The organism is Canibacter zhoujuaniae (genome assembly GCF_011752015.1).
Classification (GTDB): domain Bacteria; phylum Actinomycetota; class Actinomycetes; order Actinomycetales; family Microbacteriaceae; genus Canibacter; species Canibacter zhoujuaniae.
Genome location: NZ_JAAIKA010000002.1, coordinates 139,535 through 165,316, shown reverse-complemented (window position 1 = coordinate 165,316; position 25,782 = coordinate 139,535). Strand labels below are relative to the sequence as shown.

At 54.4% G+C, this 25,782-nt stretch carries 24 protein-coding genes; 8 read left to right on the top strand and 16 right to left on the bottom strand.

From position 1 onward, the window contains the following. Positions 1 to 4: 4 nt before the first annotated feature. The 3 genes from HCQ99_RS05400 to HCQ99_RS05390 form a co-directional block, all read right to left on the bottom strand. Positions 5 to 2,029: an acyl-CoA dehydrogenase family protein gene (locus HCQ99_RS05400; protein WP_166987060.1), complete on the bottom strand. Its 2,025-nt coding sequence runs from the start codon at positions 2,027 to 2,029 to the stop codon at positions 5 to 7. 246 nt (positions 2,030 to 2,275) lie between these two features. Further along, the gene (locus HCQ99_RS05395; protein WP_166987057.1) at positions 2,276 to 4,051 is read right to left on the bottom strand and encodes a DEAD/DEAH box helicase; all 1,776 of its coding nucleotides are present in this window, start codon (positions 4,049 to 4,051) and stop codon (positions 2,276 to 2,278) included. A 217-nt stretch (positions 4,052 to 4,268) separates the two neighbouring features. After that, positions 4,269 to 4,886 carry a hypothetical protein gene (locus HCQ99_RS05390; protein WP_166987054.1) on the bottom strand — a complete coding sequence of 206 codons (618 nt, stop codon included), beginning with the start codon at positions 4,884 to 4,886 and terminating at the stop codon, positions 4,269 to 4,271. Between the two features lie 149 nt (positions 4,887 to 5,035). Between HCQ99_RS05390 and HCQ99_RS05385 the strand changes: the two genes are divergently transcribed. Then, positions 5,036 to 5,230, top strand: coding sequence for a DUF3073 domain-containing protein (locus HCQ99_RS05385; RefSeq protein WP_166987051.1), 195 nt, complete (start codon positions 5,036 to 5,038; stop codon positions 5,228 to 5,230). Between the two features lie 115 nt (positions 5,231 to 5,345). Here HCQ99_RS05385 and purM read toward each other — a convergent pair whose 3' ends face one another. Next, positions 5,346 to 6,446 carry a phosphoribosylformylglycinamidine cyclo-ligase gene (gene purM, locus HCQ99_RS05380; RefSeq protein ID WP_166987048.1) on the bottom strand — a complete coding sequence of 367 codons (1,101 nt, stop codon included), beginning with the start codon at positions 6,444 to 6,446 and terminating at the stop codon, positions 5,346 to 5,348. Between the two features lie 154 nt (positions 6,447 to 6,600). On the opposite strand from purM, the gene purF reads away from it, so the two are divergent. Then, on the top strand, positions 6,601 to 8,064 hold the full coding sequence (gene purF, locus HCQ99_RS05375; RefSeq protein WP_166987045.1) for an amidophosphoribosyltransferase: 1,464 nt from the start codon (positions 6,601 to 6,603) through the stop codon (positions 8,062 to 8,064). 70 nt (positions 8,065 to 8,134) lie between these two features. Here the strand turns inward: purF and tatA are convergent, their stop codons facing one another. From tatA to HCQ99_RS05360, 3 genes are all read right to left on the bottom strand, one after another. Beyond that, positions 8,135 to 8,398, bottom strand: coding sequence for a twin-arginine translocase TatA/TatE family subunit (gene tatA / locus HCQ99_RS05370; protein WP_166987043.1), 264 nt, complete (start codon positions 8,396 to 8,398; stop codon positions 8,135 to 8,137). 62 nt (positions 8,399 to 8,460) lie between these two features. Then, positions 8,461 to 8,862, bottom strand: coding sequence for a hypothetical protein (locus tag HCQ99_RS05365; protein WP_166987040.1), 402 nt, complete (start codon positions 8,860 to 8,862; stop codon positions 8,461 to 8,463). 32 nt (positions 8,863 to 8,894) lie between these two features. Further along, a complete protein-coding gene (locus HCQ99_RS05360; protein WP_166987037.1) occupies positions 8,895 to 9,275 on the bottom strand; it encodes a sterol carrier family protein in 381 nt (126 codons plus the stop codon). 23 nt (positions 9,276 to 9,298) lie between these two features. On the opposite strand from HCQ99_RS05360, the gene purD reads away from it, so the two are divergent. Both purD and HCQ99_RS05350 read left to right on the top strand, forming a co-directional pair. Continuing rightward, complete coding sequence (gene purD / locus HCQ99_RS05355) at positions 9,299 to 10,546, top strand: phosphoribosylamine--glycine ligase (protein ID WP_166987034.1); 1,248 nt, start codon at positions 9,299 to 9,301, stop codon at positions 10,544 to 10,546. A gap of 193 nt (positions 10,547 to 10,739) precedes the next feature. Continuing rightward, positions 10,740 to 11,126, top strand: coding sequence for a hypothetical protein (locus HCQ99_RS05350; RefSeq protein WP_166987030.1), 387 nt, complete (start codon positions 10,740 to 10,742; stop codon positions 11,124 to 11,126). A gap of 75 nt (positions 11,127 to 11,201) precedes the next feature. Here HCQ99_RS05350 and HCQ99_RS05345 read toward each other — a convergent pair whose 3' ends face one another. Next, positions 11,202 to 12,164 (bottom strand): SRPBCC family protein, encoded by a 963-nt coding sequence (locus HCQ99_RS05345; protein WP_166987027.1) that lies wholly within the window; start codon positions 12,162 to 12,164, stop codon positions 11,202 to 11,204. Between the two features lie 41 nt (positions 12,165 to 12,205). Here HCQ99_RS05345 and HCQ99_RS05340 point away from each other — a divergent pair, with 41 nt between their 5' ends. Genes HCQ99_RS05340 through purQ form a run of 3 tightly spaced genes read left to right on the top strand, consistent with a single transcriptional unit; the run spans position 12,206 to position 14,093 of the window. After that, positions 12,206 to 13,096, top strand: coding sequence for a phosphoribosylaminoimidazolesuccinocarboxamide synthase (locus HCQ99_RS05340; protein ID WP_166987024.1), 891 nt, complete (start codon positions 12,206 to 12,208; stop codon positions 13,094 to 13,096). Positions 13,097 to 13,146: 50 nt separating this feature from the next. After that, positions 13,147 to 13,398, top strand: a complete 252-nt coding sequence (locus HCQ99_RS05335) for a phosphoribosylformylglycinamidine synthase subunit PurS (protein WP_166987021.1) — start codon at positions 13,147 to 13,149, stop codon at positions 13,396 to 13,398. Next, positions 13,398 to 14,093 (top strand): phosphoribosylformylglycinamidine synthase subunit PurQ, encoded by a 696-nt coding sequence (gene purQ / locus HCQ99_RS05330; protein WP_166987018.1) that lies wholly within the window; start codon positions 13,398 to 13,400, stop codon positions 14,091 to 14,093. Before HCQ99_RS05335 ends, purQ begins: the two co-directional genes overlap by 1 nt. Here purQ and HCQ99_RS05325 read toward each other — a convergent pair. The 3 genes from HCQ99_RS05325 to HCQ99_RS05315 all read right to left on the bottom strand — a co-directional run bounded on the left by HCQ99_RS05325 (position 14,090) and on the right by HCQ99_RS05315 (position 18,706). Beyond that, on the bottom strand, positions 14,090 to 15,895 hold the full coding sequence (locus HCQ99_RS05325; RefSeq protein ID WP_166987014.1) for an ABC transporter ATP-binding protein: 1,806 nt from the start codon (positions 15,893 to 15,895) through the stop codon (positions 14,090 to 14,092). The genes purQ and HCQ99_RS05325 overlap by 4 nt on opposite strands. Continuing rightward, positions 15,888 to 17,648: an ABC transporter ATP-binding protein gene (locus tag HCQ99_RS05320; RefSeq protein WP_243854800.1), complete on the bottom strand. Its 1,761-nt coding sequence runs from the start codon at positions 17,646 to 17,648 to the stop codon at positions 15,888 to 15,890. Before HCQ99_RS05320 ends, HCQ99_RS05325 begins: the two co-directional genes overlap by 8 nt. A gap of 110 nt (positions 17,649 to 17,758) precedes the next feature. Next, on the bottom strand, positions 17,759 to 18,706 hold the full coding sequence (locus tag HCQ99_RS05315; RefSeq protein ID WP_166987011.1) for a hypothetical protein: 948 nt from the start codon (positions 18,704 to 18,706) through the stop codon (positions 17,759 to 17,761). Between the two features lie 91 nt (positions 18,707 to 18,797). Here HCQ99_RS05315 and purL point away from each other — a divergent pair, with 91 nt between their 5' ends. Then, positions 18,798 to 21,110, top strand: a complete 2,313-nt coding sequence (gene purL, locus HCQ99_RS05310) for a phosphoribosylformylglycinamidine synthase subunit PurL (protein ID WP_208317178.1) — start codon at positions 18,798 to 18,800, stop codon at positions 21,108 to 21,110. A gap of 92 nt (positions 21,111 to 21,202) precedes the next feature. Here purL and tmk read toward each other — a convergent pair whose 3' ends face one another. The 5 genes from tmk to HCQ99_RS07030 form a co-directional block, all read right to left on the bottom strand. Beyond that, complete coding sequence (gene tmk / locus HCQ99_RS05305) at positions 21,203 to 21,835, bottom strand: dTMP kinase (RefSeq protein ID WP_166987005.1); 633 nt, start codon at positions 21,833 to 21,835, stop codon at positions 21,203 to 21,205. 26 nt (positions 21,836 to 21,861) lie between these two features. Next, on the bottom strand, positions 21,862 to 24,636 hold the full coding sequence (topA, locus tag HCQ99_RS05300) for a type I DNA topoisomerase (protein WP_166987002.1): 2,775 nt from the start codon (positions 24,634 to 24,636) through the stop codon (positions 21,862 to 21,864). A gap of 88 nt (positions 24,637 to 24,724) precedes the next feature. After that, on the bottom strand, positions 24,725 to 25,072 hold the full coding sequence (locus HCQ99_RS05295; RefSeq protein ID WP_166986999.1) for a hypothetical protein: 348 nt from the start codon (positions 25,070 to 25,072) through the stop codon (positions 24,725 to 24,727). Beyond that, positions 25,069 to 25,440, bottom strand: coding sequence for a TadE/TadG family type IV pilus assembly protein (locus tag HCQ99_RS05290; RefSeq protein ID WP_166986996.1), 372 nt, complete (start codon positions 25,438 to 25,440; stop codon positions 25,069 to 25,071). The genes HCQ99_RS05295 and HCQ99_RS05290 overlap by 4 nt, the downstream gene beginning before the upstream one ends. A gap of 28 nt (positions 25,441 to 25,468) precedes the next feature. After that, complete coding sequence (locus HCQ99_RS07030) at positions 25,469 to 25,762, bottom strand: DUF4244 domain-containing protein (protein WP_341747201.1); 294 nt, start codon at positions 25,760 to 25,762, stop codon at positions 25,469 to 25,471. Positions 25,763 to 25,782: the final 20 nt, after the last annotated feature.

The following is a 25,782-nucleotide window of genomic DNA, read 5'->3' as shown; positions in this document are numbered from 1 at the left end:
GAGTCTACTTCTTCAGCGTCTTCTCTGAAACCGGCCACTCACCGGCAGCCTTCTTTTCGGCAACATAAGCCATTGCCTCGGCCTGCCGTTCAGCTTCGATGCCGGTAAAAATCTCAGCACGCACGAGCTCCTTAGTAAGGCCGAAAGTCTTCACCAGATCGTCAGCCTGCAGACGCAAGCGACCGAGCAGACGGGTAACGTATGCCTCCATAGCGTCATATCGCGCACCTGAGATCCGCCCACGACGCAGGAACCATGCAGCATCGCGCTCAATGATGCTAAATGCAAACAGGTCACGCAACCAAGTCATCACAGTTAGAGTGTCTCCCTCAAACTGCGCAAGTGCATCGGTGAATGACTCCCACTGCAGTAGCTCGCCGTGTGCGCGCGCCGCTGCAATAAGCTTCGCTTGGTTATCGTTGAAGGCTTGGGCCTGACCGGCAGCTCCCCCAGCTTTCTTCCCCTCCCGCAGTGCCTGCGCGATCTCAGAGATCATTGTTTCGATCCGGTCTGTCAGCAGATACTGCTGGAAATTAGGATCCTGCAGTTCATTAACAGCGCGTGCGGTCTGGCCGAGTGAGGTAACGTCTTGCACCGCTTGCCGCAGCCCGAAGCGGCTGAGTCTGTCAACAATCTGTGTTTTTGCCGCATTCACGATGGCGTCACGCCCGCCGTCTGCAAAACTTTTCGCATAATCGGCGAGCAATCGCTTACCCACCAGCTGCAGCAGAACATGGTTGTCGCCCTCGAAAGTAGCGTAAATATCAAGATCCTGGCGCAGTGTCACCATGCGGTTTTTTGCGATGAACCCAGCGCCACCACAAGCTTCGCGGGTTTCCTGCAGGGTATCGAGAGCCGCCCATGTGGAAAGCGGCTTTAGGGCTGCCGCCAGTGTTTCTAGGGATTCACGGTTTTCGTCGCTGTCATTCTTGCCAGAGAAAACTTCATCAAAAACATGCAGCAGGCGTTCGTGCGCAAACTGCATTGCAAATGTCTGCGCAAGGCGCGGTAGCAGGCGTCGCTGATGCAAACCGTAGTCGAGCAGCAGCGATTCTTTGCCGTCGGCACCTGGGAACTGCCGGCGCTCGTTGGCGTAGGTGATAGCGGTTGCAAGCCCCAATTTCATAGCGTTAACTGCTGCGCCGTCGAGCGATACGCGCCCCTGCACGAGAGTGCCAAGCATCGTGAAGAAACGGCGACCAGGGCTTGCAATAGGTGAGCTGTAATTACCCGCAGCGTCTACATCGCCATATCGGTTAAGCAGATTAGTGCGCGGGATGCGCACATGATCAAAAGCTAGCCGACCGTTATCAATACCGTTCAACCCGCCCTTGAAACCGTCATCAAACGAATCAACACCCGGCAACAGCTGCAGATTCTCATCTCGGATAGGCACGTAGAAGGCGTGCACTCCGTGATTTACACCCTTGGTAATCAGTTGGGCAAAAACAACCGCAGCCTGGCCGTGCAGTGCTGCATTGCCAAGAAATTCTTTCCAGGCGCCGGCGAATGGCGTGTGAATCTCAAACTCTTCGGTTTCCGGAATATAGGTAGCTGTTGTTGCCACCGATGCGACGTCTGAACCGTGTCCGATTTCAGTCATGGCGAAGGCGCCCGGAATCTTCAATTCGAGCACATCCCGCAACCACAGGTCATGATGGTGCTTGGTGCCTAAGTGCAAAATTGCAGACCCAAACAGGCCCCACTGCACACCGCTTTTAATTTGGAGGGAAGGATCGGCGAAGACAAGCTCTGCAAAGGCCGCTAGGTTTCCGCCATGGTTGTCTTCACCACCGTACTCCTTTGGAAAAGCACGCTGAATCGCACCCTCCTCAACAAGCATTGCTAGGCGCTTCAGAGTGTCTTCCCGATGCTCCTGCATCGACTGGCCCGGTGTATTTTGAAAACGCTCTTGGCTTGCCAGGCTGCGGGAGGCGATCCGCTCCTTTTTCCAAGTGCCGAGCAGCGCATCGCTAACGATAGCAATGTCAATCTTTGGGGTTTCCTGTTGTGCGGCATCTTTGACCATGACAGCTCCTTAAAGATCTGAAATATCCACTGTCAGGCTAATGGCTCTGCACAATTAGCGCCCGTCTATTGCCGGCACTCACAATCACAGTTGAAATGCCACGGTGTCATATTGTAGGAGTCACACAAAAAGACCGCCTCAGTTTTGGAAACTTCCGAAACTGAGGCGGCCTATTAGCGTTTTGCTTCTGCAGCTGCCAACGCTGCAGTCACTTCTAAATAGTTCTGTGACGTGAATTAAACTCGGCTAAACCAGCCAGTCTTGCGCCTGACCGGGGGTAAAGTCACCGAAGTATTCCGGCCGCAGCTGCGCGTTTTCAAACAGTTGTCTGGTGCGCTTCTGGCGGTTGCGCGGGATCACCGTTACAACGATGCCGTTGCGCCCAGCGCGCCCGGTGCGCCCCGAACGGTGCAGGTAGGCTTTGTAGTCGTCTGGCGGATCCGCCTGCACAACCAGCTTCACATCATCCACGTGAATGCCACGAGCAGCGACATCTGTTGCCACCAAAACACCAACTTTGCCGTCTGTAAACCGCTTGAGGTTGCGCTCTCGTCTGCTCTGGCTGAGATTGCCGTGCAAATCAACCGCGCTAATTCCGGAGTCTTCAAAAAGCTCTCGCAGGGTCTCAGCGTAGGCGCGCGTGCGCGTAAACACAATCGTGCGATCACCGCCCTGCTCGATGATCTCCGTTAGCACATCATTCTTATCTTCACGCAGCACAACGAGCACGTGGTGATCGAGACTGCCCTGCTTCTCGTCGGCAACTTCATGCACGCTCGGCTCCACCAAAAACTCTTTCACGAGTTTGGTTACCTGCGCATCTAGGGTGGCAGAGAACAGCAGCTTCTGCGCACCCGGCGCAGTTTGGCGGAGGATCCGCTGCACCGGCTCAATAAAGCCCAACTCTGCCATATGGTCGGCCTCATCCAGCACCGCGATTGCAACCTGACCGATATTGAGGTTGCCACGCTCGATAAGATCCTCGACACGACCGGGGGTGCCGATCGCAATATCGATACCCCGCAACAGCGCATGCTGCTGCCTTTCAATCGGCGCCCCGCCAACAAGTTGCGTGGTGAAGAGACCGGCGGCACGCGCGAGTGGCTGCACAGTGCGGTCAATTTGCAGCGCCAGTTCTCTAGTTGGCGCGAGGATCAGCGCCTTCGGGAAGCGCCCCTGCTGCATCGGGGTGCGCTTTCCTCTCTCACGTTTTGGCGGCCGTGGATCATTATCGAAAAGACCCTCACTCTTCAGCTGTAACAGTCGCTCAACCAGACCTGCGCCGAAGGCAATAGTTTTACCAGACCCTGTGCGGCCGCGCCCAAGCACATCACGTCCCGCAATGACGTCCGGGATTGTCGCTACCTGAATTGCGAATGGAGAGATAGCACCCATATCGGCTAGCGCGGATACTAAGCGGTCACCCAAGCCCAGATCGGCAAAGGCCACACCCTCAACATCAGCGGCAGAGGTTTCAATCGCCTCGAGTTTTTCGAGCACGATATCTTCCGGCGGCTGGAACCCTTGGCGTGCGTTATCGCGTCCAAATTTTTTGGATCCGCGCTCTGCACGATCGTTGAAACGGCGCTCTGCGCGGAAGTCGCGGCGGTCACCGCTGCGGTTTTCCCTACGACCAAAGTCGCGGCGGTCATCCCGGCGATCATAATCACGTTCACGCCGATCAAACGCGCGACCCTCGTCACGGCGAGCATTATCACGCGCCCCACGAACAAAATCGCGGTCGCGACGACCCCCACGCCGGCCTAGCGGGCGACCCTCACCCCGATCGTCACGGCGCTCACCGGCGAAGTGCCGATCTTGGCTGTAGCCACGTTTTTTATCGTGCCGTTCACCTAAATTGCGCTCTGGGCGCCGCGTATCACGAGAATAGCCGCGATCCGCCCTTTCCCCGCGCTCTGTCGCCGCTCTGGCAGACAAACCTTTTCGGTGCGGTTTCTTTTTACCGCGGTTGGGATCATAATTTTTGGGCGCTTTAAAACCGCGCTTAGCTTTACGAGACATTGGTGCTCTTTCTATAGCACAGCATGGCAAAAGTAAGCGCAGTGCACGCGCGACTTTAGCTACTCTGCAGGTATTTGGTAAATGGAACCGAACCGCAATAAACAAATAAACCGGTCTGGGGTGCTTCCGATCAGCGATGAAAGCTCTTGACCGCTTGCGTTTCACAGTGCCTTGCCGCTGCAGCCAACCTTCTAACGGTAGCACACCTCTTACAAGATCAGTGAATAACTACCGGGATTACCAGATCCTGCACCCGGTCACCACCCGCCGTGTGATCATTGCGGGTTGCGAGAACACAGGCTTCAACACGACAGTCAAGCCCCTCGATGGCAGCTTCAGGAACAACCAATTTGACTGTGAACGTTCCAGCTTCCGCATCCAAATATTGGTGGGTTGCAAAATTGCGCCAGACAAAATCATCCGAAACCCAGGCAGACGACAGCATCTCACCCTGCACAGCAGCGGCCGCATCTGCGCTAGCCGGCACCTCACCGAGGCAGGGGCTTGGTTTCTGCTCAGGCGAAGCGGGAGCTTTACAGAAACTGACGTAAATACCGCGCGCAGAATCATACCCCGCACCGCGCACAGTTACCGTCTGACCTGGCACAAGATTTGCGGGGTCGAAACTATCATCGTCGACTCCCGCAAGAGCCAGCGTACGTTCGCGCCCATCATCGCCTTTTGCTGTAACCGCAGTGTCACCGAGGTGCGCGCGGACTTGCCCGGCAACCCCCTGGTTTTGGTGAGTTAAAATCGGCACAACCACGAAAGAAAGGGCGATAATCAGGATCAGCAGGGAGAGGCCGAAGACCCAAACTAGCGCACGCTTTCTCATAAAGGAGAGTCTACTCGTCACACAGAAAACCGCGAATTCGCTGAATCTGGAAGACGACCTCTCGAAATAATGCTAGTATGCCTTTCATACGTTTAATTTCTAGGTTTTGCTGCGTCTAAACGCGGCCACGATGTGTAAGGGGGTCTCGCATGGGGCGCGGCCGTCAGAAAGCTAAGCACACCAAGGTAGCTCGTCAGCTGAAGTACTACAGCCCGAGCACCGATCTCTCAGAGCTCGAGCGGGAGCTGCACAGCGCAAGCGGCGCTGAGCAGGAAGATCCGTGGGCGGAGTACGCTGAAAAATACAACGTTGACTCTGACTACGGCGACGAAGACGAACACTAAGCTCGATCGCACTCGCACACCAGTGCAACTATCATAAGCTGCTAGCGTTAGCCTGCCTCTCATCTAGTGCAGATAAGAGGCAGGCTATATAGTGCTGTGGATCCGGCAGAGCTGGTTAGTCGGCGTACTCCCCGACGAGACGCACAGCGCCTCCGTTAACTCCCTTTGCCCCGATTTCAAAGCCGGTGAGATCGCGTGTGCCAGCCTGCACTTCAGCAACACGCCACACATCAAGCCCGGCAGCGCGCAAAGTGTTTGCGACCGCATCTGCCTGGTCAGCGGCAACCACAGCCGCCATGCCGAGGCCCAGGTTCCAGGCTCCTTCAACCTCGCCGAGGGTTGCATCAGCCAGGTCGACAAGATGCCTGAACACCGGCAGCGGTGACCAAGTGCTTCGGTCAATTTCAGCCCAAGTGCCAACAGGCAGCACACGCGCGATATTTGCTGCAATACCGCCCCCGGTAATGTGGCTTAACGCATGGATTGCACCCGGGTGTGAGTTAATCGCCGCTAACAGCTGTGCGGTGTAAAGTTTTGTCGGCTCAAGCAGTGCTTCACCATAGCTTGTGCCCAGATCAGCAGCGGTGTCTGCATAGGTTAAGCCGCGATCCGCAATAATTTTGCGCACCAAAGAATAACCGTTTGAGTGTAAACCTGAAGCCCCCATGGCGAGAATCACGTCGCCCGCTTGCACACGCTCCGGCCCGAGCACAGCGTCAGCCTCAACAACGCCGAAAGCAGCGCCCGCAACATCGTATTCATTTTCGCCTAGCAGCCCTGGGTGTTCAGCGGTCTCTCCGCCAACGAGTGCGGTACCTGTTGCCGCACACGCCTCTGCAATGCCGCGCACAATGTCTGCAACTCGCTCGGGCACCGTTTTACCAACACAAATGTAGTCGGTCATCGCCAAGGGCTTCGCGCCAACGACCACAATGTCATCTACGATCATCGCGACCAGATCCTGCCCGATAGTGTCGTGTTTATCAATAGCCTGCGCGATCGCAACCTTAGTGCCAACGCCGTCGGTTGCGCTGGCCAGCAGTGGCCGCTTGTAACCGAGCAGCGCGGAGGCATCAAAAAGACCCGCAAAACCGCCGACTCCGCCGAGCACCTCAGGGCCGTGCGTGCGCGCCACCGCCTCTTTCATAAGTTCAACCGCGAGATCACCCGCGGCAGTATCTACACCAGACTCAGCGTACAGCGATTTTTCTTTCACAGCTCGATTCTACAGCCCTCTATTCTTGCGGATCGGCTGGCGCACTAACGCCTTTGGTTTACAAGTGAAAATGTGCGAAACTTGACCTGTAGAAACCCGCAACCGAGCGTCGGTTGCGCGACTGTTACTTCACGCTTAGGAGCGGCACCAACCCATGTGTGGCATTGTCGGCATTGTTGCCAGCGAACCCGTAAATCAACAAATCTACGACAGTCTGCTACTTTTGCAGCACCGCGGCCAAGACTCGACAGGCATCGCAACGGTCGATGGCAGCAGCCTGCATATTGTTAAAACCAAGGGGCAGGTGCGTGAGTCTTATCGCACACGCGATATGCGCTCGCTGCTGGGCAATATCGGCCTCGGCCATGTTCGCTACGCAACTCGCGGATCTGCCGCAACCGAACAAGAGGCGCAGCCTTTTTACGTTAACGCGCCGTACGGCATCATTCTGGTGCACAACGGGAATCTTGTAAACACTCGTGAACTCACTGCCGCGCTGCGCGGCGTTGATCGCCGCCACCTGAACACTGACAGCGATACTGAACTACTGCTAAACGTGCTGGCTAACGAGCTGCAAAAAACAGCATCTGAAGAAGAATTGACAGCTGACGCAGTATTCGACGCTGTTTCAATTGTGCACAAACGAGTCGAGGGCTCGTATGCAACAATTGCGCTGATCGCAGGATACGGCCTCCTAGCATTCCGCGATCCGCACGGAATTCGTCCGCTCATCTTAGGGCGTCGCACCGCCGAAAACGGTCAGGACGAGTGGGTTGTAGCCTCTGAATCGCTCGTGCTGGAGTCTGGTGGTTTTGAGATTGTGCGCGACGTTGAACCTGGCGAGGCGATCTTTATCGATCAGCAGAGCAAGCTACAGAGTCGCCAGTGCGCAGACGGCACCGCCGAATATGCCCCATGCGCGTTCGAGTACGTTTATCTGTCACGCCCCGACTCTGTTGTGAACGGAATTTCTGTTTATGATGCGCGGCTGCGGCTTGGAGACAAGCTTGCCGAAGAGATCGCACGCCACATCGATCCAAGCGAAATCGATGTGGTTATGCCGATTCCGGACTCTGCCCGCCCATCGGCAATGCAGGTTGCCCGCAAACTCGGCGTCGAATACCGTGAAGGGTTTTTTAAGAACCGCTACGTCGGCCGCACCTTTATTATGCCGGGTCAGGCACTACGAAAAAAGAGCGTGCGCCAAAAATTGCACGCGATGGAGGTTGAGTTTGAGGGTAAGACCGTCTGCATCGTAGACGACTCAATCGTGCGTGGCACAACCTCTAAAGAGATCGTAGATATGGCTCGCGCTGCGGGTGCAGCACGCGTGATTTTCGCCTCAGCAGCGCCACCTGTCGTGTGGCCACATGTTTACGGTATTAACATCTCCACGCGTGATGAGCTCATCGCGCACGGGCGCACCTACGAAGAAATTGCCGAGTTTATCGGAGCAGATTTACTGGTCTATCAAACCGTTGAGGGCATGAACGAGGCAATTCTCGAAGGCCAAGACCGCTTCACGACTCTTGAGCAGGCGTGCTTCACCGGCAACTACATCACCGGTGGCGTAACAGCAGAGTATCTTGACTGGCTCGAAGCTAACCAGACGAGCTAGTAACTCTCGGGCGAGTTAGAGACTAGTAAAATTTAAGGCCGTAAACGCTGCGGTGTTTCGACCTAAGGCGCTACTTCTGATCTGCAGAATCGGTGGTGTTGCTGCCAGTAACAGAGCTGTCGCTGACATTATCTACCCGCTCGTTCTCTTTAGTCGCGGCAGGCTTATCGTCGTGCAGATCGCTGACTTCTTTTTTCAGAATTTTTGCTGACTGTCCGATGCTCTTTGCAAGCTGTGGCAGCTTCGGTGCACCAAAGAGCAGCAGAATAACAAGCAGAATGATAATCAGGTGCCACCCACTCAGTGCGTTACCCACAAAACCGCTTACCAACATTTAGAAGCCCCCATCATCAAATCGACTGTAAAAAATTATCCCACACGCACCTGGGAGGGCGGTTAGTTGGCTGTGCCGGTGCCGTGTTTTGGCGCAACACCCTCATTGTAGATAGAGCCCTCAGCAACAGCTTCTGCCCCCGAGTCAGCACCTGGAATGACAGTTTTTGTGTGCACAGCCGCAGCGGTGCCTCGCTTATTTTTAGCTGCTGCCCCCAAGATTAGCGCGACTATCGCCATCACCAAAAGACCCACAGCGCCGCCAAGCACAGCAGAAAACCCTGCTATCTGACCTGCGGTGTAATTACCCTCTGCAGCAACCGGAAACAGCGTAGAGATGAGCGCGCCAAGCACAGCTCCGGCGAGAGTTCCCAGCAGTAACAGTCGGTTGTAGCGCACCGAACGCTCAACCTTCACCGTTGTTTGCTGCCGTGTTTCTTGAGTCTCACCAAGTGTTTCAGTCACAGTTACCAATTATTCCACTCCATGCTGTGCGCTTATTTCAGTGTCATAATTGGCAGCAGTTTAGAGAGGTCTGCGCGAGTGCCGGACGCGTTTATCTCACCCGCAGCAAGCAATTCAGACCAAGTTTTTTGCCCTGTGGCGAGCAAAAACCAGCTGTGTGGCGACAGCTCAATTACGTTAGGGGGCGTGCCACGATGATGCTTTGGCCCAGGAACACACTGCACTGCCCCATAGGGCGGCACGCGCACCTCGACACTATTTCCGGGCGCAATTAACGCCAACTCTTCCAGCAGATAACGGGTTGCGGTTGCGGCGGTTGAACGATCCACAAGCTCACCAGACGCGATCCGATCGCGATAAAAATTAAGCACCTTACGACCCTCAACTGGGTCAATTTTCCGTTTCTTTGCCACGTCTTAATAGTAGGCTTGATAGCGTGAAAATTCTTGTGCTTGGCTCAGGCGCCCGTGAACATGCGATCGTTATTTCTTTGCTCAATGAAGAAGCGCACGAGGTTGTGTGCGCACCCGGCAACGCAGGTATCGCCGCCTCCGGCGCGAGCTGCGCAGAGCTTAATATCACAGACCCCGAAGCGGTGCACGACTTCGTTGCAGCAGAAAGCTTTGACCTTGTGGTGATTGGCCCTGAAGCGCCGCTGGTCGCGGGTGTAGCAGACCCATTACGCGCAGCGGGCGTGCCCGTGTTTGGGCCAGACCAAGCAGCAGCACAGCTTGAAGGGTCAAAAGCGTTCGCAAAAGATGTTATGGAGCAGGCGGGTGTACCAACGGGACGTGCGGTGCCAATCACTCCAGCAAATGCGCGACAGGTGCTCGCTGATTTTGCTGGCGCCCCCTACGTCATTAAGGCCGACGGGCTGGCAGCCGGTAAGGGCGTGTTGGTAACCGAAGATCTTGAGGCGGCGATCGACCACGTTGAAACTTGGGCGCCGCACGGTGAGGTTTTGGTTGAGGAATTTCTCGACGGCCGAGAAGTATCGCTATTTTTCTTTGCTGATGGCAAGACTGTGCAGCCACTGACTCCCGCACAAGACTTCAAGCGCATCTTCGATAACGATGAGGGGCCTAATACCGGAGGGATGGGCGCATACTCCCCACTCAACTGGTTGCCTGAGGGTTTTGTCGCTGATGTGCAGCGCACAGTTGCGCAACCAACCATCGATCAACTTGCAAAACAGGGCACACCATTTGTGGGGCTGCTCTACTGCGGTCTTATTGTGACCGCAAAGGGAATTCGGGTTATTGAATTCAACGCACGTTTCGGTGATCCTGAAACTCAAGTGGTCCTCACCCGCCTGGCAAGCCCGCTCAGCGAGTATCTTTTAGCGTCTGCTGAGGGCCGCCTGGCCGAGTTGTCTGCACCGCAGTTTAATTCTGACGCGGCTGTCATCGTTGTGCTTGCAAGCGAAGGCTACCCGGGTGAGGTGACCACAGGGCGTGAGATAACCGGGCTTGCTAAACTGGCACAGCTGCCGAACGTACACGCTGTGCACGCCGCAACTGCTCTAGGCGCAGACGGCGTTTGGACCGCTACCGGCGGGCGGGTGCTCGGAGTGGTCGGGCGCGGCTCAGATGTCTCTGCAGCGCGCTCTGCGGCTTACAGCGGGATCGCAAAGCTCGGGCTTGCGGGCGGGCAATTCCGCAGCGATATCGCCGCAAAAGCTTAAATTTCTTAATAGCGAATAACACTTCCGCGATATCTCGAAAATTACACGTCCAATCAATTTGACATTTTATGATGCAAGGTGTATTTTAAATACACCCAAATTGGGCATAATTTTCAAAGGGGAAGGTTATGAAACTACATATTAAATCTGTACGCGCTTTTGAGCCCACTGGGATTTCATGCAGGGTGGAATGATGAAACTTCAGCGGCTCACGTGTATTTCAGCGATCGCATTACTCTCCCTGACGGGCTGCGCTAATCATCATTACGTCGCACGATATCTGACAAATAGTGTTTGGAGCCCGATAGAAGACTTAGGAAAAGACAAAGTAAAATTCTACGATGTCGACGAGTTTTACTTCGAGGGAGCAGAACCCGTAGCCAGAGATGTCAGTTTCCTACCCAAGGGTGCTGAGGTTATAGTTATGCAGTGTGCAGAAGATGAAAACGGTATCACTAAATTTGGAACAATATACAACGACTACGACCAGGGCCGCCCATTCCCGGACATAGAAGTGATCGGCACAGATGAATTCAAAGCAAAGGCAGCCAAGTGGATACCTGATTGCGTGCCCTTTTAAATGATTAAGGTCTCGCTAAACAACTCAGGCGCCATTCTGTAAATAATTTCAATTTTTACAGAATGGCGCCTGAATCTAAAACTGCCACCAGCGGCGTTTTTTTGGCCTGTCATCTTCCTCAGGCGCATCAGCGCTGTCAACCTCAGTCTCTGCATGATCAGGCTGTGGAATATCGGTTACAGCGTCTTCCATGCTCAACTCTTCAAAGAAGGAAACGGCGTCAGTTTCAATAATCTCATCAGATTCATCAAGATCTGCAGTATCAACAGCATCTTTAAGCTCAGCTTCAAAGCCGTCAGCATCCGCTGTCATAACAGGTTCATCAGCTTCTGCTGCAGAAACAGTATCTTCGTCAGTTGATACCGGTTCTTCTTCATCCGATGCAGCTAGCGCACCACCCTCATCTTCAAATGCGACTTCAGCCGCAAGCTCAACATCACCCTCCGGGCCTGCTTCCATGGCTGCATCAGCTGCATCAGCAGTCACCAGCTCACCCTCAGGAATGTCAATCGGGCCGCCTTCATCTATTAAGACATTTTCTGGGGCAGACTCGTTTTCAACGTCTGCAAGCACAGCAATTTCATCATGATCAGAATTTTCCACGTCAGCAACCACAGCGCCCTCGTCAGATTGTGGCGCGGCAAGCGCGTCAGCGATGTCTAACGCAGCGAGAGCTTGCAGCGCCTGCCCCCAACGCTCAGTTGCGGCAGCGGCTCGCTTCTCCCCCTCTGATCCCTCAGCAAAAGCACTTTCAGTGATTGTCACGGTGGTGTCATCAAGCATTGCTCTAACGGTCAAGAGCACGGCGGTCTGCTGCCCCTCTTTGTCAGCCCAACGCCAGCCAAAAACATGCCCATCAACCCAAGCGTCAAAGGTTCCGTACAGTTCGTCAGTCGCGACCCTATTCTCGCGACCTGGGGTGAACGTCAGCTCAGGGCACCACAGCTCTGCCTTTTCGGGATCAGACAGCAAGCGCCACACCTCAGCGCGCGGAGCTGCTACGGTCTCACGAACAACTACAGGAGCGATTGTGTTCATGCTAACTAGATTACCTTAGCCACCCGTGCCAGACTTAAAAGGTGACTTTAAATGCAAGCTTTGAAAATTGGCGGCACTTGGCTTCGGGTAAGGTGCGGGATCTCTACGTGCCCGCAGATGGCTCTGACAATCGCCTACTTCTGGTTGCAAGCAACCGGATTAGCGCCTTTGATTTCTTACTCGAGCCAGAAATTCCCGGCAAGGGCGCACTTTTAACCGGGCTCTCACACTGGTGGTTCAAACAGATTGATATGCCCAACCATCTGCTTCCAGACGCCCAGGAACTGGCTCCCGCTGCGGTTCGCGACCGTTCAATGGTTGTAAAAAAACTCGAAATGCTCCCCATTGAATGTGTTGTGCGTGGCGCAATCACCGGCTCCGGGTACCAGGAATACCAGGCAACAGGATCAGTCTGCGGAATCAAGCTACCTGGTGGGCTAGCGGACGGCGACCTGCTCAGTGAGCCAATCTACACCCCAGCTTATAAAGCACCGCAGGGTGAACACGATGAAAATACCACCTTCGAACAAACTGTTGAACTCGTCGGGGCGGATCGCGCAAAACAGTTGCAAGATGCTTCGCTGCGCATTTTTAATATCGCCCGTGAGAAAGCTCAGGCTGCGGGGGTCATACTCGCCGACACTAAGTTTGAGTTCGGTATCGATCCGCAAAATGGTGAGCTTGTTATCGCAGATGAGGTGCTCACAAGCGACTCCAGCCGCTACTGGGATGCGGCAGTGTATGCAGCAAACGAGGGCGCAGCACGCCTTGAGAGTTTTGATAAACAGATTGTGCGCAACTGGCTGCTTGCAAATTGGGATCGCGCGCAAGAGAGCACACCGCCGGTTTTACCGGCCGATATTGTCACCCGCACAGTCTCCCGCTATCGTGAACTATTTGAAAGGTTGACGGGCGAAACTCCTGTTTCATAAGCGATAGAATTAACCGTGTCATCACTCACCGCGTTATAAGGAGATATTGCGTGGCAAAGATCATTGTTGAAGTAATGCCAAAGCCGGAGCTGCTTGATCCACAGGGTAAGGCGATTGCGGGCGCACTTGCGCGCGGTGGCGCAACTGAGTTTGTTAACGTGCGCGCAGGAAAGCGCTTTGAGCTCACGGTCGACGGTGATGTCACCCCAGAAATTCTCGAAAAGGCAAAGCAGATCGCTGCAGATGTGCTGTCAAACGGGGTTATTGAAGACGTTGTTGCGGTAGCTGAGGTCGCAGAATAATGCGTGTTGGAGTTGTCACATTCCCCGGTTCGCTCGACGATCGAGATGCACAGCGCGCTGTTCGTCGCGCCGGCGCTGAAGCAGTGCCGCTGTGGCACGGCGACCACGATCTACAGGGTGTTGACGCGATTGTGCTGCCAGGCGGGTTTAGCTATGGTGACTATCTGCGTCCGGGTGCTATTGCGGCGATTGCGCCAGTTATGACTGAAGTTATCTCTGCTGCCAACTCAGGAATGCCGGTGTTGGGCATCTGTAACGGGTTCCAGATTCTTGTTGAAGCGCATCTGCTACCTGGTGGTCTGATCCGCAATGCACACCAGCAGTTTATTCGACGGGATCAGCAGCTAATTGTTGAAAACAATGAAACCGTTTGGACGAGACTATTCAACCAAGGTGAAGAGATCACCATCCCGCTTAAAAATGGTGACGGTGGCTACATCGCTGACGCTGAAACTTTAAAACGTATAGAGGGTGAAGGCCTGGTTGCCTTCCGCTACGCGGGTGTCAATCCGAACGGTTCGCTAAACGATATCGCAGGTCTGACAAACGAACAGGGTAATGTCGTGGGCTTAATGCCGCACCCTGAACACGCGGTAGAGCCTGGCTTTGGCCCTGACACCCCGGAAGCAATGCGCTCAGGTCTCGACGGACTGCGCATGTTTGAGAGCGTTGTGCGCTCATTCGTTACAGCTTAAACTTCGGTTTCTTCTTCGCTTAACGCTGCCGCATACTGCGCTGCAAGCAGTCGAGAATAGGCGCCCTTAAGCTCTATGAGTTCGGCGTGCGTCCCCTGCTCAACCACTCGGCCGTGCTCCATCATGACAATCATTTCAGCGTCACGGATGGTTGACAGGCGGTGCGCAATGACGAATGATGTGCGCCCCTGACGCAAACGATTCATTGCTTCCTGCACCAACAGCTCGGTACGAGTATCAACCGAGCTAGTTGCCTCGTCCAAGATCAAAATCGCCGGATCCGCAATAAAGGCACGCGCGATTGTCAGCAGCTGCCGCTCCCCGACTGACAGCTGCGCGCCGTTTTCTTCAAGCATCGTATCGTAGCCGTTAGGGAGCAAGCGGATAAAGTGATCCGCCATTGTTGCTTTCGCGGCAGCCTCTACCTCTGCGTCAGTTGCGTTGAGACGCCCGTACCGAATATTGTCCCGCACAGTGCCGGTAAAAAGATAGGCATCCTGTAGCACCATACCGACCCGTTCACGCAGATATGTGCGTGATAATTGTGTGATGTCTACGCCGTTAATCGTGATCCGGCCGCCATCAAGCTCGTAAAAACGCATAATGAGGTTTACAAGCGTTGTTTTACCAGCCCCGGTTGGCCCCACGATAGCAACAGTTTCACCCGGCCGCACCTCAAGATTAAGATCGGTGATTAGTGGTGTTTCAGGATCATAGGAGAAACTAACCGATTCAAAACGAATGTGCCCTGTAGCGTTGTCAGGCAGTGTCTGGGCTGCCGTCTCTGGCTGTATTTCGTCACTATCAAGCAGCTCAAAAATACGCTCACTAGACGCGACCGCAGACTGCAACCTCGGAATCATGCCCACTATTTCAAGAAGCGGTTCAGAGAAACGTAGCGAGAAGTTCATGAACATCACCACGAGCCCAACTGTGATCACTGCTGAAATGACCAGATAACCACCGAGGAAAGCGGTGAGCGCAAAAATTAAGAATCCGATGCCGCGAGATAGCGGCATCATCATTGCTGACAGCGTCTGCGCGCCGACTGATGTCGCGTACAGTTGGTGGTTAACAGAAGTGAACTGTGTCGTCATTTCTTGTTCGCGACCGAAAGCACGCACCAGTTCATGCCCTGAAATCATCTCTTCGAGCTGCCCGTTCAACTCACCGGTAACCCGCATCATCTCACCGTATTTACGCTGCGACAAACGGCCTACTGTGCTCACAAGCAGCACATGCAACGGCAGCGCAATAAATGTCACGATTGCCAGTGGCCATGACAGCACGAACATGACGACTGTCAGCACAGTTAGGAGCGCCAGCCCGTGAAAACAGTCAAAGGCAGCAGCAAACATACCGTCGTGTATATTGTCGAGGTCATTGGTAAGCCGGGCGAGCATGTCGCCTCGTTTGCGTGAGTCAAAAAAGTTCAACGGCAGACGATGCAGTTTCTCTTCAGTCTCACGACGCAAGCGATGCATCACCCGGTAGAGTATTCTCGCAAATATACAAGACGCCGCAGCTTCGAGCGCAAAACACAAAATCCAGGTTGCTGCAAGTAACGCAGCAAGGCGCCCCATTATTACAAAGTCGATACCGTCTGAGCTGCCCGCACCATCAACTATCGCATCTGTCATAACACCGAGCAGAATCGGAGCCAAAACAGCCAGCACCGCCCATAACAGCTGCATTAGAAGGTAGCTGACGAGCCATTTTCGTTCAATCTTGAGCAGCTTAAACATGTTCCAGAGAGAGGGCCAAAATGCGCGGGTCTCACGCTGGTTAAACACCTCAGCCATTAGCGCTGACTCCTCCCTGCGAACGAACTATTTCCTGATACACGGTGTTGCTTGTAAGCAGCTCGGAATGTGTGCCGGCTCCCACTAGGCGGCCTTCATCGAGCACCAGGATCTGGTCAGCTTCAAGCACGGTCGCAATGCGCTGGGCGACAATAAGCACCGTCGCTCCCGCGGTCCATCCGGGCAGAGCCGCACGCAAGCGTGCATCGGTTGCAACATCGAGTGCAGAGAACGAGTCATCAAATAAGTAGATGCGCGGACGTGCCAAAAGTGCGCGCGCAATTGCTAGCCGTTGCCGCTGTCCACCAGAAACATTTGTTCCACCCTGTGAGATCGGCGCATCAAGCTGTTTGTTTTTAGCGCGCACAAAATCCGCCGCCTGCGCCACCTCAAGCGCAGCCCACAGCTCTTCATCGCTGGCGTGTGGCGCACCGAACCGCAGGTTTGAGGCGATTGTTCCGTTAAACAGGTACGGTTTCTGCGGCACAACAGCAGTCATAGCGCTGAGTTCATGCCGTGAATAGTCTGCCAAATCGCGCCCGTCGATCCGAACTTCTCCTGAAACCGGATCAAAACTGCGTAATACAAGATTTAAGAGCGTCGATTTTCCGGCGCCCGTTGATCCCACAATCGCAGTCGTGGTACCAGCCGGGACGGTGAAACTAATATCCTCTAAAACAGGAATTTCCGCATCCTCAAAACGGTAAGTGACGCCATCAAACTCGAGCTGCACACCGCTTTCAAGCCCGCTCGCATTGGCAGCGGAAAGCTGCTGCGATCCAACTGCCGGAAAATTAACACGAGGTTTAAAATTAAAGATCTCGCGTATACGGCCTGCCGAAACCTCCGCCTCAGGTATCTCCATAATCGCAAAAGAAGCAATCATAATTGCCACCATAATTTGCGAAATGTACTGCACTATAGCGGTTAACGATCCAACTTCGATTGCCCCTGCGTCAACTCGTATCGCCCCAAGATACATGACAGCAATGCTTGCGATCCAGGTGAACAGGTTGAGTAACGGAAAAAAGAATCCGAAAAATATATCGACCTTATAAATACGGCCAGTCAGCACATCGTTGGTTTCGGCGTATCGCGCTTCCTCAAATTTTTCCCGAGTGAACGCCCGCAAAACACGCACACCGATAATCTGCTCACGCACGATGCGCGCAATTTTGTCTGTCAGTTTGCGTCGCTCGACCATCAGCGGAATCACATAACGCACTGCACCCCAGATAAACAGTGTGAGGATCACTGTCATAGTCAGCACGATCCACATCATGCCGGGGTCTTCACGCGCCGCAAGAATTGATGCACCAACCACCATGATTGGTGTTGAAATAAGGACACGTATACCAAAAAGCACTAAACGCAGCGCAGCTTTGGAGTCGGTTGTTGCGCGAGTGAGAAGTGTGCTTGCACCAATCTCTGTCACCAGCGCAGTATCCAGCTGCAAAATTTTTTGAAAAAGCCCGGCACGTGCGTTCAGCGCGATGCCCTCCACAACACGTATACCGCAATACATGGAGGCTATCGTAAGCACGATCTGAGTTAGGGATGCCGCCCCCATCAAACCGCTTAAATGGAGCAGTGCGTCAGTATCCCCCTGCGCGACGGCTTCGTCAATTACACGACCGCTGAGCGCAGGCACTTGCAACCCAGCAACAGTGCCCACTAGTTGCAGCAAGACCGCGGCCAAAAGCCACCACTTCTGCGGGCCGATATGGCTCCGAATCAACCAGAGTAAAGACACTTGGCTATCTTAGCACCGGGTAGAACCCTCTCAGTCAGGGGCATTTAACGGGCGCAGTCGCTGCAACACGATAAGTTTCAATGCACACCGGAGCGCATAGTCAGCTTAGATCACTGTTCATTCTGCTGTTGTAAGAGGAGATGCGGCGGATACGGCGCCCCCGGGACAGAGAAATCTGGCTGCCCGTTAGCGTCTGCCGGCAACGGAGTGCCGTCTGCAAAGGTCGGCCAGGGCAGCAAGCCGTTCTCATCTGGCACAGGTAGCTCCCCTTCAGACGCAGCAGTCTCGGTGACAGGCGGCTCTGATTCTGCGACTACTGTTTCATGCGAGATCGGCTGCGGGGTGCCTAAATCTGATTTTTCTGTCTGCTTTGCTGGGCGCAGCGCCGTAACCAAAACAGCAGTAATTCCCACGCCCACCGCTCCAAAAATCAGCGCAGCGAGTGTCCAGCTGTGATAGCCAGATATCATGTAGAAACCCGCTACATCAGCGACAATCTCAACACCTGTCAAGATCGCAGCGATAAAAAACAGCGCAATTGTAACCAATGCGCTACGCAGCTGCAACGTTGTATCCTCGCCGTTCCTAGCGCGCACCAGACGCAATACGCCGATTGCGATCCCCCACACCACAAGGAACATTAGCCCAACAGCTATGAGCGGAACCACGCGGCTGTAAGAATCATAATCGTAATAACCGTAACTAGGCACCCAGAGCACGAGCAGACCGAAGACTAAGCCGAGCGCAGAGCTAACCAGTGTTAACAACTGTATCCATGAGCCCTGGCGCGACTGCAGGATGGCAGTGGTGACAGCTGTCACAAAGATTGAAATTACGCCGAGCGTGAAAACGATTCGCCCAAATCCAACATCGAGTGACTGCAGCAGCAAAGGCACAACGGCGATAAAACCTGCAAGCATGAGCAGAACAATACTGATCTTTGCAGCTAGCGGTAGCTGCGCCAACTGACCGCCAGAGTTTGGAGCGGACTGCGGCCCTGTTTCAGGCTGAGCTGCCTGCGACGCTGCCAACTCGTGTGCCTTAATATTTTCGTTCATGGCTACACCTTACAACGGTGAGCTTCGATAGTGCTTATAACCCCAAAAACAGATAGAATATTTGGAGCATCAGCCAACTTTTGGGAGAAACGTGAACGACCACATTCCAGCCCCTGATACCGTCGCTAACGCTGCTGCAACCCCTGAAAAGGTGCAGCCTTACGATCAGCTCGGCTTGACCGGTGACGAGTACGAAAAAATCCGTACAATTCTCGGTCGGCGCCCAACCAGCGGCGAACTAGCAATGTACTCAGTAATGTGGTCTGAGCACTGCTCTTATAAATCATCGAAGAAGTATCTTCGCATGTTCGGTAAAAAAGTCACCGACAAGATGCGGGAGCGCCTGCTGGTTGGCATGGGTGAAAATGCCGGCGTGATCGATGTTGGTGAGGGCTGGGCTGTCACCTTTAAGGTGGAAAGCCACAACCACCCGTCTTATATCGAGCCTTTCCAGGGTGCTGCAACAGGTGTTGGTGGCATCGTCCGTGACATTATTTCGATGGGTGCGCGCCCGGTTGCGGTTATGGATCAGCTGCGTTTTGGTGATATCAATCATGCAGACACTCCGCGAGTTGTGCACGGTGTAGTGTCTGGAATCAGCTCATACGCAAACTGTCTTGGTCTGCCAAATCTCGGCGGTGAAACTGTGTTTGACAGTGTCTACCAGGCAAACCCGCTTGTAAATGCGCTCGCTGTCGGCGTGCTGCGCCACGAGGATCTGCACCTCGCAAACGCGTCAGGTGTTGGCAATAAAGTGGTGCTTTTTGGTGCACGCACCGGCGGTGATGGCATTGGTGGCGCGTCAATTCTGGCATCTGACACCTTCAGTGAGGGCGGCCCAACCAAGCGGCCTGCTGTGCAGGTGGGAGACCCGTTTGCCGAGAAGGTGCTCATCGAGTGCTGCCTGGAGCTTTTCAAAGAGGATCTTGTTGAGGGTATCCAGGATCTTGGTGCTGCCGGTATTTCTTGTGCAACTTCAGAGCTCGCCGCCAACGGTGACGGCGGCATGTTCATTGAGCTCGACAGTGTGCTGCTGCGCGACCCGAACCTCACCGCCGAAGAGATTCTGATGTCAGAATCTCAGGAGCGCATGATGGCGGTTGTTTCTCCTGCCAAGCTTGACGCTTTCCTGGCAGTGACCAAGAAATGGGATGTTGAGACGAGTGTGCTCGGAGAGGTCACTGACACTGGCCGCCTGATAATCAACTGGCGCGGTGAAGAGATTGTGAATGTCGATCCGCGCACTGTTGCAGTTGACGGCCCAGTTTACGATCGCCCGGTTGCATACCCAAGCTGGATTGATTCGCTCCAAGCAGATTCTGCGTCAGCACTGCGGCGAGCCGCATCCGGCGACGAGCTGCGGGCACAGCTGTTAGCTGTTACCGCACACCCCAATCAGGCGTCACCGGAGTGGATCACAAACCAGTATGACTCCTACGTTCTCGGTAACACTGCACTGTCGTTCCCTGATGGCGCGGGTATGATTCGTGTTGATGAAGAGAGCGGTCTCGGCGTCGCTATCTCAACCGACGCAAACGGACGCTACTGTCAGCTTGATCCATACGCTGGCGCGCAGCTCGCGCTTGCGGAAGCATACCGCAATGTTGCTACAACCGGCGCAGTGCCAACCGCTGTAACCGACTGTCTAAATTTCGGAAGCCCCGAAAACCCTGAAGTGATGTGGCAACTGGTGCAGGCTATTGAGGGCCTGTCAGATGCCTGCCTTGCGCTGGAGGTGCCGGTCACCGGCGGAAATGTTTCGCTCTACAACCAGACCGGCGACAAACCAATTCATCCGACCCCTGTTGTTGGTGTGCTCGGCATTATCGACGACGTTGCGCGCCGCGTTCCATCAGGCTGGCAGGATGAGGGTGAAAATCTCTACCTTCTCGGGGTGACACGTGAAGAGCTCGACGGCTCAGCATGGGCCGAAGCAGTGCATTCACACCTTGGTGGTAAACCCCCAGTTGTTGATCTTGCCGCTGAGCGCAATCTTGCCGAGCTGCTGCAGAGCGCTACCCAAGGGGGTATTATGTCTGCCGCAGTTGATCTGTCTGAGGGCGGACTAGCACAAGCGCTTGTCGATGGAACACTCCGGTTTGGGGTGGGTGCCCGCGTCTGGCTTGATGAAATTATCAGTCGCGACGGGGTTGACGCCACCACTGCTCTTTTCAGTGAGAGTCAGGGGCGTGTGCTCGTATCTGTGCCGCGCGAAGAAGATGTGAAGTTCCAAGGCCTGTGTGAGGGTCGCAACTATCCTGTGCTCCGCATCGGCGTTACCGACCGTAAGGGTGATGCTGCGACGCTTGAGGTGCAGGATCAGTTCTCAATCGATCTTGAGGAACTACGCACCGCTCACCGTGGCACTCTGCCTGCAGTTTTCGGCCCGGTAGTTGGTGGCTAACCGCTCGTTCTAATAGCACGGGGTCATAGTTCTGCTGCTCTCTCTTATGTGTGCAGCAGAACTACAAAACCGTGCGCTGCGCTCAAACAGATTTAAGAGTTCAGCAGCTGAGACACAGCTGCCCAGATTTGCTCAGAGAGTTTCTCAGGCGAGCTCGTTGCATCTAACACCAAATAGTTTGCGCCCGCTGCTGTCTGCGCCTTCGCCTGCGCTAGAAAACCAGCACGCACCTGTCGATGAAACTCAGATCCTGCCGCTTCCACCCGATCCAACTTGCCACCACGCGCAGCAGCTCTGCTCAGTGATGCATCAGCATCGATATCGAGTAACACAGTAAGGTCTGGCCGAGCACCAGCAACCGCCCAGTCATTTAGACTAAGAATCTCTGTCGGTGAAAAACCTCTTCCAGCCCCCTGATAGGCCACAGAAGAGTCGATAAAACGGTCTTGGATTACCGCTTTCCCAGCGGCAAGCGCGGGTTGCACAACATTAGCGATGTGATGGGCGCGGTCGGCTGCGTAGAGCAGCGCTTCAGCACGCGGATCTACGTGCTCACCGTGTAAAAGAAGTTCGCGGATCTTAGCACCCAGGTCGGTGCCGCCCGGCTCGCGTGTGAGGATCGTATCCCACCCTAAACCTTGCAGGCGCTCAGCGAGGTGTCGCGCTTGGGTGCTTTTGCCCGCACCGTCGCCGCCCTCAAGCACTACCCAAATACCGGATTCCATAACCGACACGCTAACTGCCTAAGTGCTTACTCAGTCGCCGCTGCAGCTGCAGCTGCAGCCTTAGCGGCCGCGTTGGCTTTACGGGTTGCTGCTGCTTTCTTCGCCGCGGCAGAACGCGCCGGATCTACCGCTTTCTTAGTTGCGTTTTTTTTCACAGCCGCCTTCTTAGCGGGTGCTTTTTTGGCTGCGCCGCGTTTAGCCGGCCCTTTCGCGCGTTTAACAGCAAGGAGTTCAACCACACGCTCGAAGGTTAACTCATCGATGTTCTCACCACGCGGCACCGTCACGTTAGTGACGCCATCGGTAATGTAGGGACCAAAACGACCGTCTTTAACCTTAATGGGCTTACCGCTAGTGGGATCTTCCGCAAACTCACGCAATGCGGCGCTAGCCTTACGCGCACCATACTTTGGTTGCGCAAGCAGCTCCTCCGCCTCGGCGAGTGTTATTTCAAAAATAGCGTCTTCACTCGGCAGAGAACGGGTTTCAGAGCCTTTCTTCAGATAGGGGCCGTAGCGACCGTTCTGCGCGAGAATGTCTTCTCCGTCTGCTGCCTGCCCAACGGTGCGTGGCAGGCTCAGCAGCGCAACCGCAGTGTCAAAATCAACGGTTTCTGGGGTCATTGTCTTAAACAGTGAAGCTGTTAAGACTTTCTCACCCTTTGGCAGCTGCTCACCGTCACGCAACTGTTCGGTGACATAAGGGCCAAAACGGCCACTCTTTGCAACAATGTTGCGTCCGGTTGTCGGATGCACGCCGAGCACTCGATCCTCTACGGGTTCAGCGTTTGCAAGCTCATTCGCTTTGTCTGGCGTAAGCTCGTCAGGGGCTATTCCCTCTGGCAGGCTCACTATGCGCGGCTTAATCTCGCCTGACTCATCAACCTTGCTCTTATCATCGAGCACTTCTAGATAAGGACCATACCTGCCGTTGCGCAGTGCGATCTTGTCTGTCAGCTGCAGGGTATTAATCGCCCGTGCATCAATTTCACCGAGATTATCTACAACACCGCGCAAACCGGGGTGTGAATCTGTGCCGAAATAGAAGTCTCCAAGCCAAGCAGCACGGTCAGCTTCACCGGCTGCGATGCGGTCAAGATCCTCCTCCATTGTAGCGGTGAAGTCGTAGTCAACAAGCTCACCAAAGTGCTCTTCAAGCAGACGCACAACGCTAAACGCAATCCAGCTTGGCACGAGGGCTTGGCCGTGCTTATTGACGTATCCGCGATCCATAATCGTTGAGAGGATCGTTGCGTAGGTTGAAGGGCGACCGATACCCAACTCTTCCAAACGTTTCGTCAGGCTCGCCTCAGTGTAACGCGCTGGTGGAGTTGTAGTGTGCTGCTTCGCCTCTGGGTTGTGTGTCTCGAGAGGTGAGTCGACCTCAAGTTTCGGCAACCGGGTTTCTAGCTGTTCGCCGGTGCCTTTATCGTCGCTACCCTCTTCATAGGCCGCTAAGAAACCGGGGAAGGTAATCACGGTGCCGCTAGCTGAAAACTCCAGCGCGACAGTCTTATTATTTATCTGCGCTGAGGTGCCAAGCGTTAGTGTGTCGGTTGAACCAGCTGCATCGGCCATTTGGCTGGCAACTGTGCGCTTCCAGATGAGGTCGTATAGTGCTTGCTCACTGCGCGTGAGGTTACCCAACTCTGACGGATGCTTAAAATCAGCACCGGCCGGCCGGATCGCCTCGTGAGCTTCCTGCGCGCCTTTAGACTTCTTTGCGTAAACTCTTGGCGCAGCTGGCACAGACTCAGCACCATAAAGACTCACTGCAACCTTCCGGGCGGCGGTTGTCGCCTGCTCCGAGAGGTTGGTTGAATCTGTACGCATATAGGTGATGTAACCATTTTCGTAAAGTGCCTGCGCTAAAGACATAGTCTGTCGTGAGCTGAGGCGGAGCTTGCGCGAAGCCTCCTGCTGCAGAGTTGAGGTTGTGAAAGGGGCAGCAGGTCGTCTCCGATAGGGTTTAGTTTCGCGGGCAGACACGGTCGCTTGCGCAGCTAGGGTGCTTGCAAGCTGTTGCGCTTCATCTTTAGACAGCAAATGTGCGTTGGCGCTCTTCTGCTTCAGTTTGCCGCTGTCGTTAAAATCCTGACCGGTAGCAAGCCGTGCACCGTCTAACTTTGATAAACGTGCGTTAAAGGCTTCACCCCCCGCAGTCGCACTAAAGTCAGCGTTGATTGACCAATAATCAGCGCTAACAAAAGCCATACGTTCGCGCTCCCGATCAACCACCAAACGGGTTGCAGCCGATTGCACTCGACCTGCTGACAGGCGTGGCGCAACCTTGCGCCACAGCACAGGTGAAATGTCATAACCGTAGAGGCGGTCGAGTATTCGACGTGTTTCTTGGGCGTCAACAAGATTGGTGTCGATGTCACGTGTGTTCTCAATAGCAGCGTCGATAGCTTCTTTAGTAATCTCGTGAAATACCATACGACGCACCGGAATCTTAGGCTGCAGCACCTCTAAGAGATGCCACGCGATGGCTTCACCCTCGCGGTCTTCATCGGTTGCGAGCCACAGCTCGTCTGCCCCCTTGATCGCACGTTTTAGCTCTGCAACTGTTTTTTTCTTATTGTCGGCAACCAAGTAGTAGGGTTCAAAACCGTTCTCAACATCAACGGCAAATTTTCCGAACGCACCCTGTTTCAGTTCTGCGGGCAGGCTCGCTGGCTCAGCGAGGTCACGAATGTGCCCCACCGATGCAATAACTTCGTAATCATTGCCAAGAAAACCGCTGATAGTGCGGGCTTTCGTCGGTGACTCTACGATAACTAATTTTTTCGAGGCTGCCACTTGGCTCCTTATTTTTAATACACCCGTAGTTGATGCGTCTGGGGGTTTTCAGTCAAGACACTACTATAAATACATTTGTGATCGCCAACTAATAATTCTCAGGTGTGCCTGCCCGAGCCTTCAGTTCGCGGGATAACCCGAGCACTGTGTATGAGACTGTCACCGTCGCCTCACCCAGATCGGGTTCTATTTCGCACCCCACTAACTGCAGTTTTGCAATTCTTCTTCCCCACGCAATACGGTTCACTGTTTGAGTGGCACTGTCGCAGGGATCTAATGCGGTGAATCCGTTAACAGCGTCAGCCGCAGCAAGCGCCGCGCTATCAGCAGCACTCTCAGCAACTACCGTATTTGCCTGCGCTCCCGCGGCTGCTGTGAGCGCCAACCCGACTACTGCGGTCACAGCGACAAATGCGACGGTTGTTGGGGCGCTCATTCTGCACTCCTTACCGCACAGCTTTTGCCCGTTGTCAAAATATGACTGAGCGGCCCCGATACTCCCCTACCCTGCACCTCTACACAGTGAAAGATTCCTTCATCGCTGCGAGATACCACGGTAAAGTTATCGCCTATTCCCGCCCCTATCGAAGCAGTATCTCCTCTGGCCTCAGCGCGTGCTACCTGTGAGGCAACAAATATCGCTGTAGTTTGTTGCGACACAATTAGTATTCCCGAGATTGCGAGGGCCAAAAGAGCCACCACAGCCGGCAAAATTAAGGCAAATTCAACGCTAACACTGCCGCTGTCTGCGGCAATAAAACTCTTACACCGACTAACAGCTCTCTTGACCACTCGCTCACTCATAGGTGTTTCCTTCGCATCGGTTACGGCGTTAACCCGCTGAGGCGAGCGCCTGCTGCACCAGGTTGGTGAGCATCTCTTGCACCGTGCCGCTGCGCATAATCACCACTAACAGCCCAGCGAAGGCCACCGCAGCCATAATCACAATCGCATATTCTGCCGTGACCGCACCACGGTCAGAAGCAATACCCGTTCTCTGGGCGTCACGTAGCATGCGAGCACGCTCAGTGAAATCACTCCCACGTTTAATAATGTGTTTCAGTTTGCGACCTTGCACACGTGCGGCAGTGCGGAAACTACGAATTTTTTCAATTAGGCGTTGCATGAAATTCCTTTCTATAGAGA

What these genes read in the sequence shown, in the direction of transcription:
- HCQ99_RS05400 (WP_166987060.1), bottom strand. Translation starts at nt 2,029, where the DNA reads ATGGTCAAAGATGCCGCACAACAGGAAACCCCAAAGATTGACATTGCT.
- HCQ99_RS05395 (WP_166987057.1), bottom strand. Translation starts at nt 4,051, where the DNA reads ATGTCTCGTAAAGCTAAGCGCGGTTTTAAAGCGCCCAAAAATTATGAT.
- HCQ99_RS05390 (WP_166987054.1), bottom strand. Translation starts at nt 4,886, where the DNA reads ATGAGAAAGCGTGCGCTAGTTTGGGTCTTCGGCCTCTCCCTGCTGATC.
- HCQ99_RS05385 (WP_166987051.1), top strand. Translation starts at nt 5,036, where the DNA reads ATGGGGCGCGGCCGTCAGAAAGCTAAGCACACCAAGGTAGCTCGTCAG.
- purF (WP_166987045.1), top strand. Translation starts at nt 6,601, where the DNA reads ATGTGTGGCATTGTCGGCATTGTTGCCAGCGAACCCGTAAATCAACAA.
- tatA (WP_166987043.1), bottom strand. Translation starts at nt 8,398, where the DNA reads ATGTTGGTAAGCGGTTTTGTGGGTAACGCACTGAGTGGGTGGCACCTG.
- HCQ99_RS05350 (WP_166987030.1), top strand. Translation starts at nt 10,740, where the DNA reads ATGAAACTTCAGCGGCTCACGTGTATTTCAGCGATCGCATTACTCTCC.
- HCQ99_RS05345 (WP_166987027.1), bottom strand. Translation starts at nt 12,164, where the DNA reads ATGAACACAATCGCTCCTGTAGTTGTTCGTGAGACCGTAGCAGCTCCG.
- purQ (WP_166987018.1), top strand. Translation starts at nt 13,398, where the DNA reads ATGCGTGTTGGAGTTGTCACATTCCCCGGTTCGCTCGACGATCGAGAT.
- HCQ99_RS05325 (WP_166987014.1), bottom strand. Translation starts at nt 15,895, where the DNA reads ATGGCTGAGGTGTTTAACCAGCGTGAGACCCGCGCATTTTGGCCCTCT.
- HCQ99_RS05315 (WP_166987011.1), bottom strand. Translation starts at nt 18,706, where the DNA reads ATGAACGAAAATATTAAGGCACACGAGTTGGCAGCGTCGCAGGCAGCT.
- tmk (WP_166987005.1), bottom strand. Translation starts at nt 21,835, where the DNA reads ATGGAATCCGGTATTTGGGTAGTGCTTGAGGGCGGCGACGGTGCGGGC.
- HCQ99_RS05295 (WP_166986999.1), bottom strand. Translation starts at nt 25,072, where the DNA reads ATGAGCGCCCCAACAACCGTCGCATTTGTCGCTGTGACCGCAGTAGTC.
- HCQ99_RS05290 (WP_166986996.1), bottom strand. Translation starts at nt 25,440, where the DNA reads ATGAGTGAGCGAGTGGTCAAGAGAGCTGTTAGTCGGTGTAAGAGTTTT.
- HCQ99_RS07030 (WP_341747201.1), bottom strand. Translation starts at nt 25,762, where the DNA reads ATGCAACGCCTAATTGAAAAAATTCGTAGTTTCCGCACTGCCGCACGT.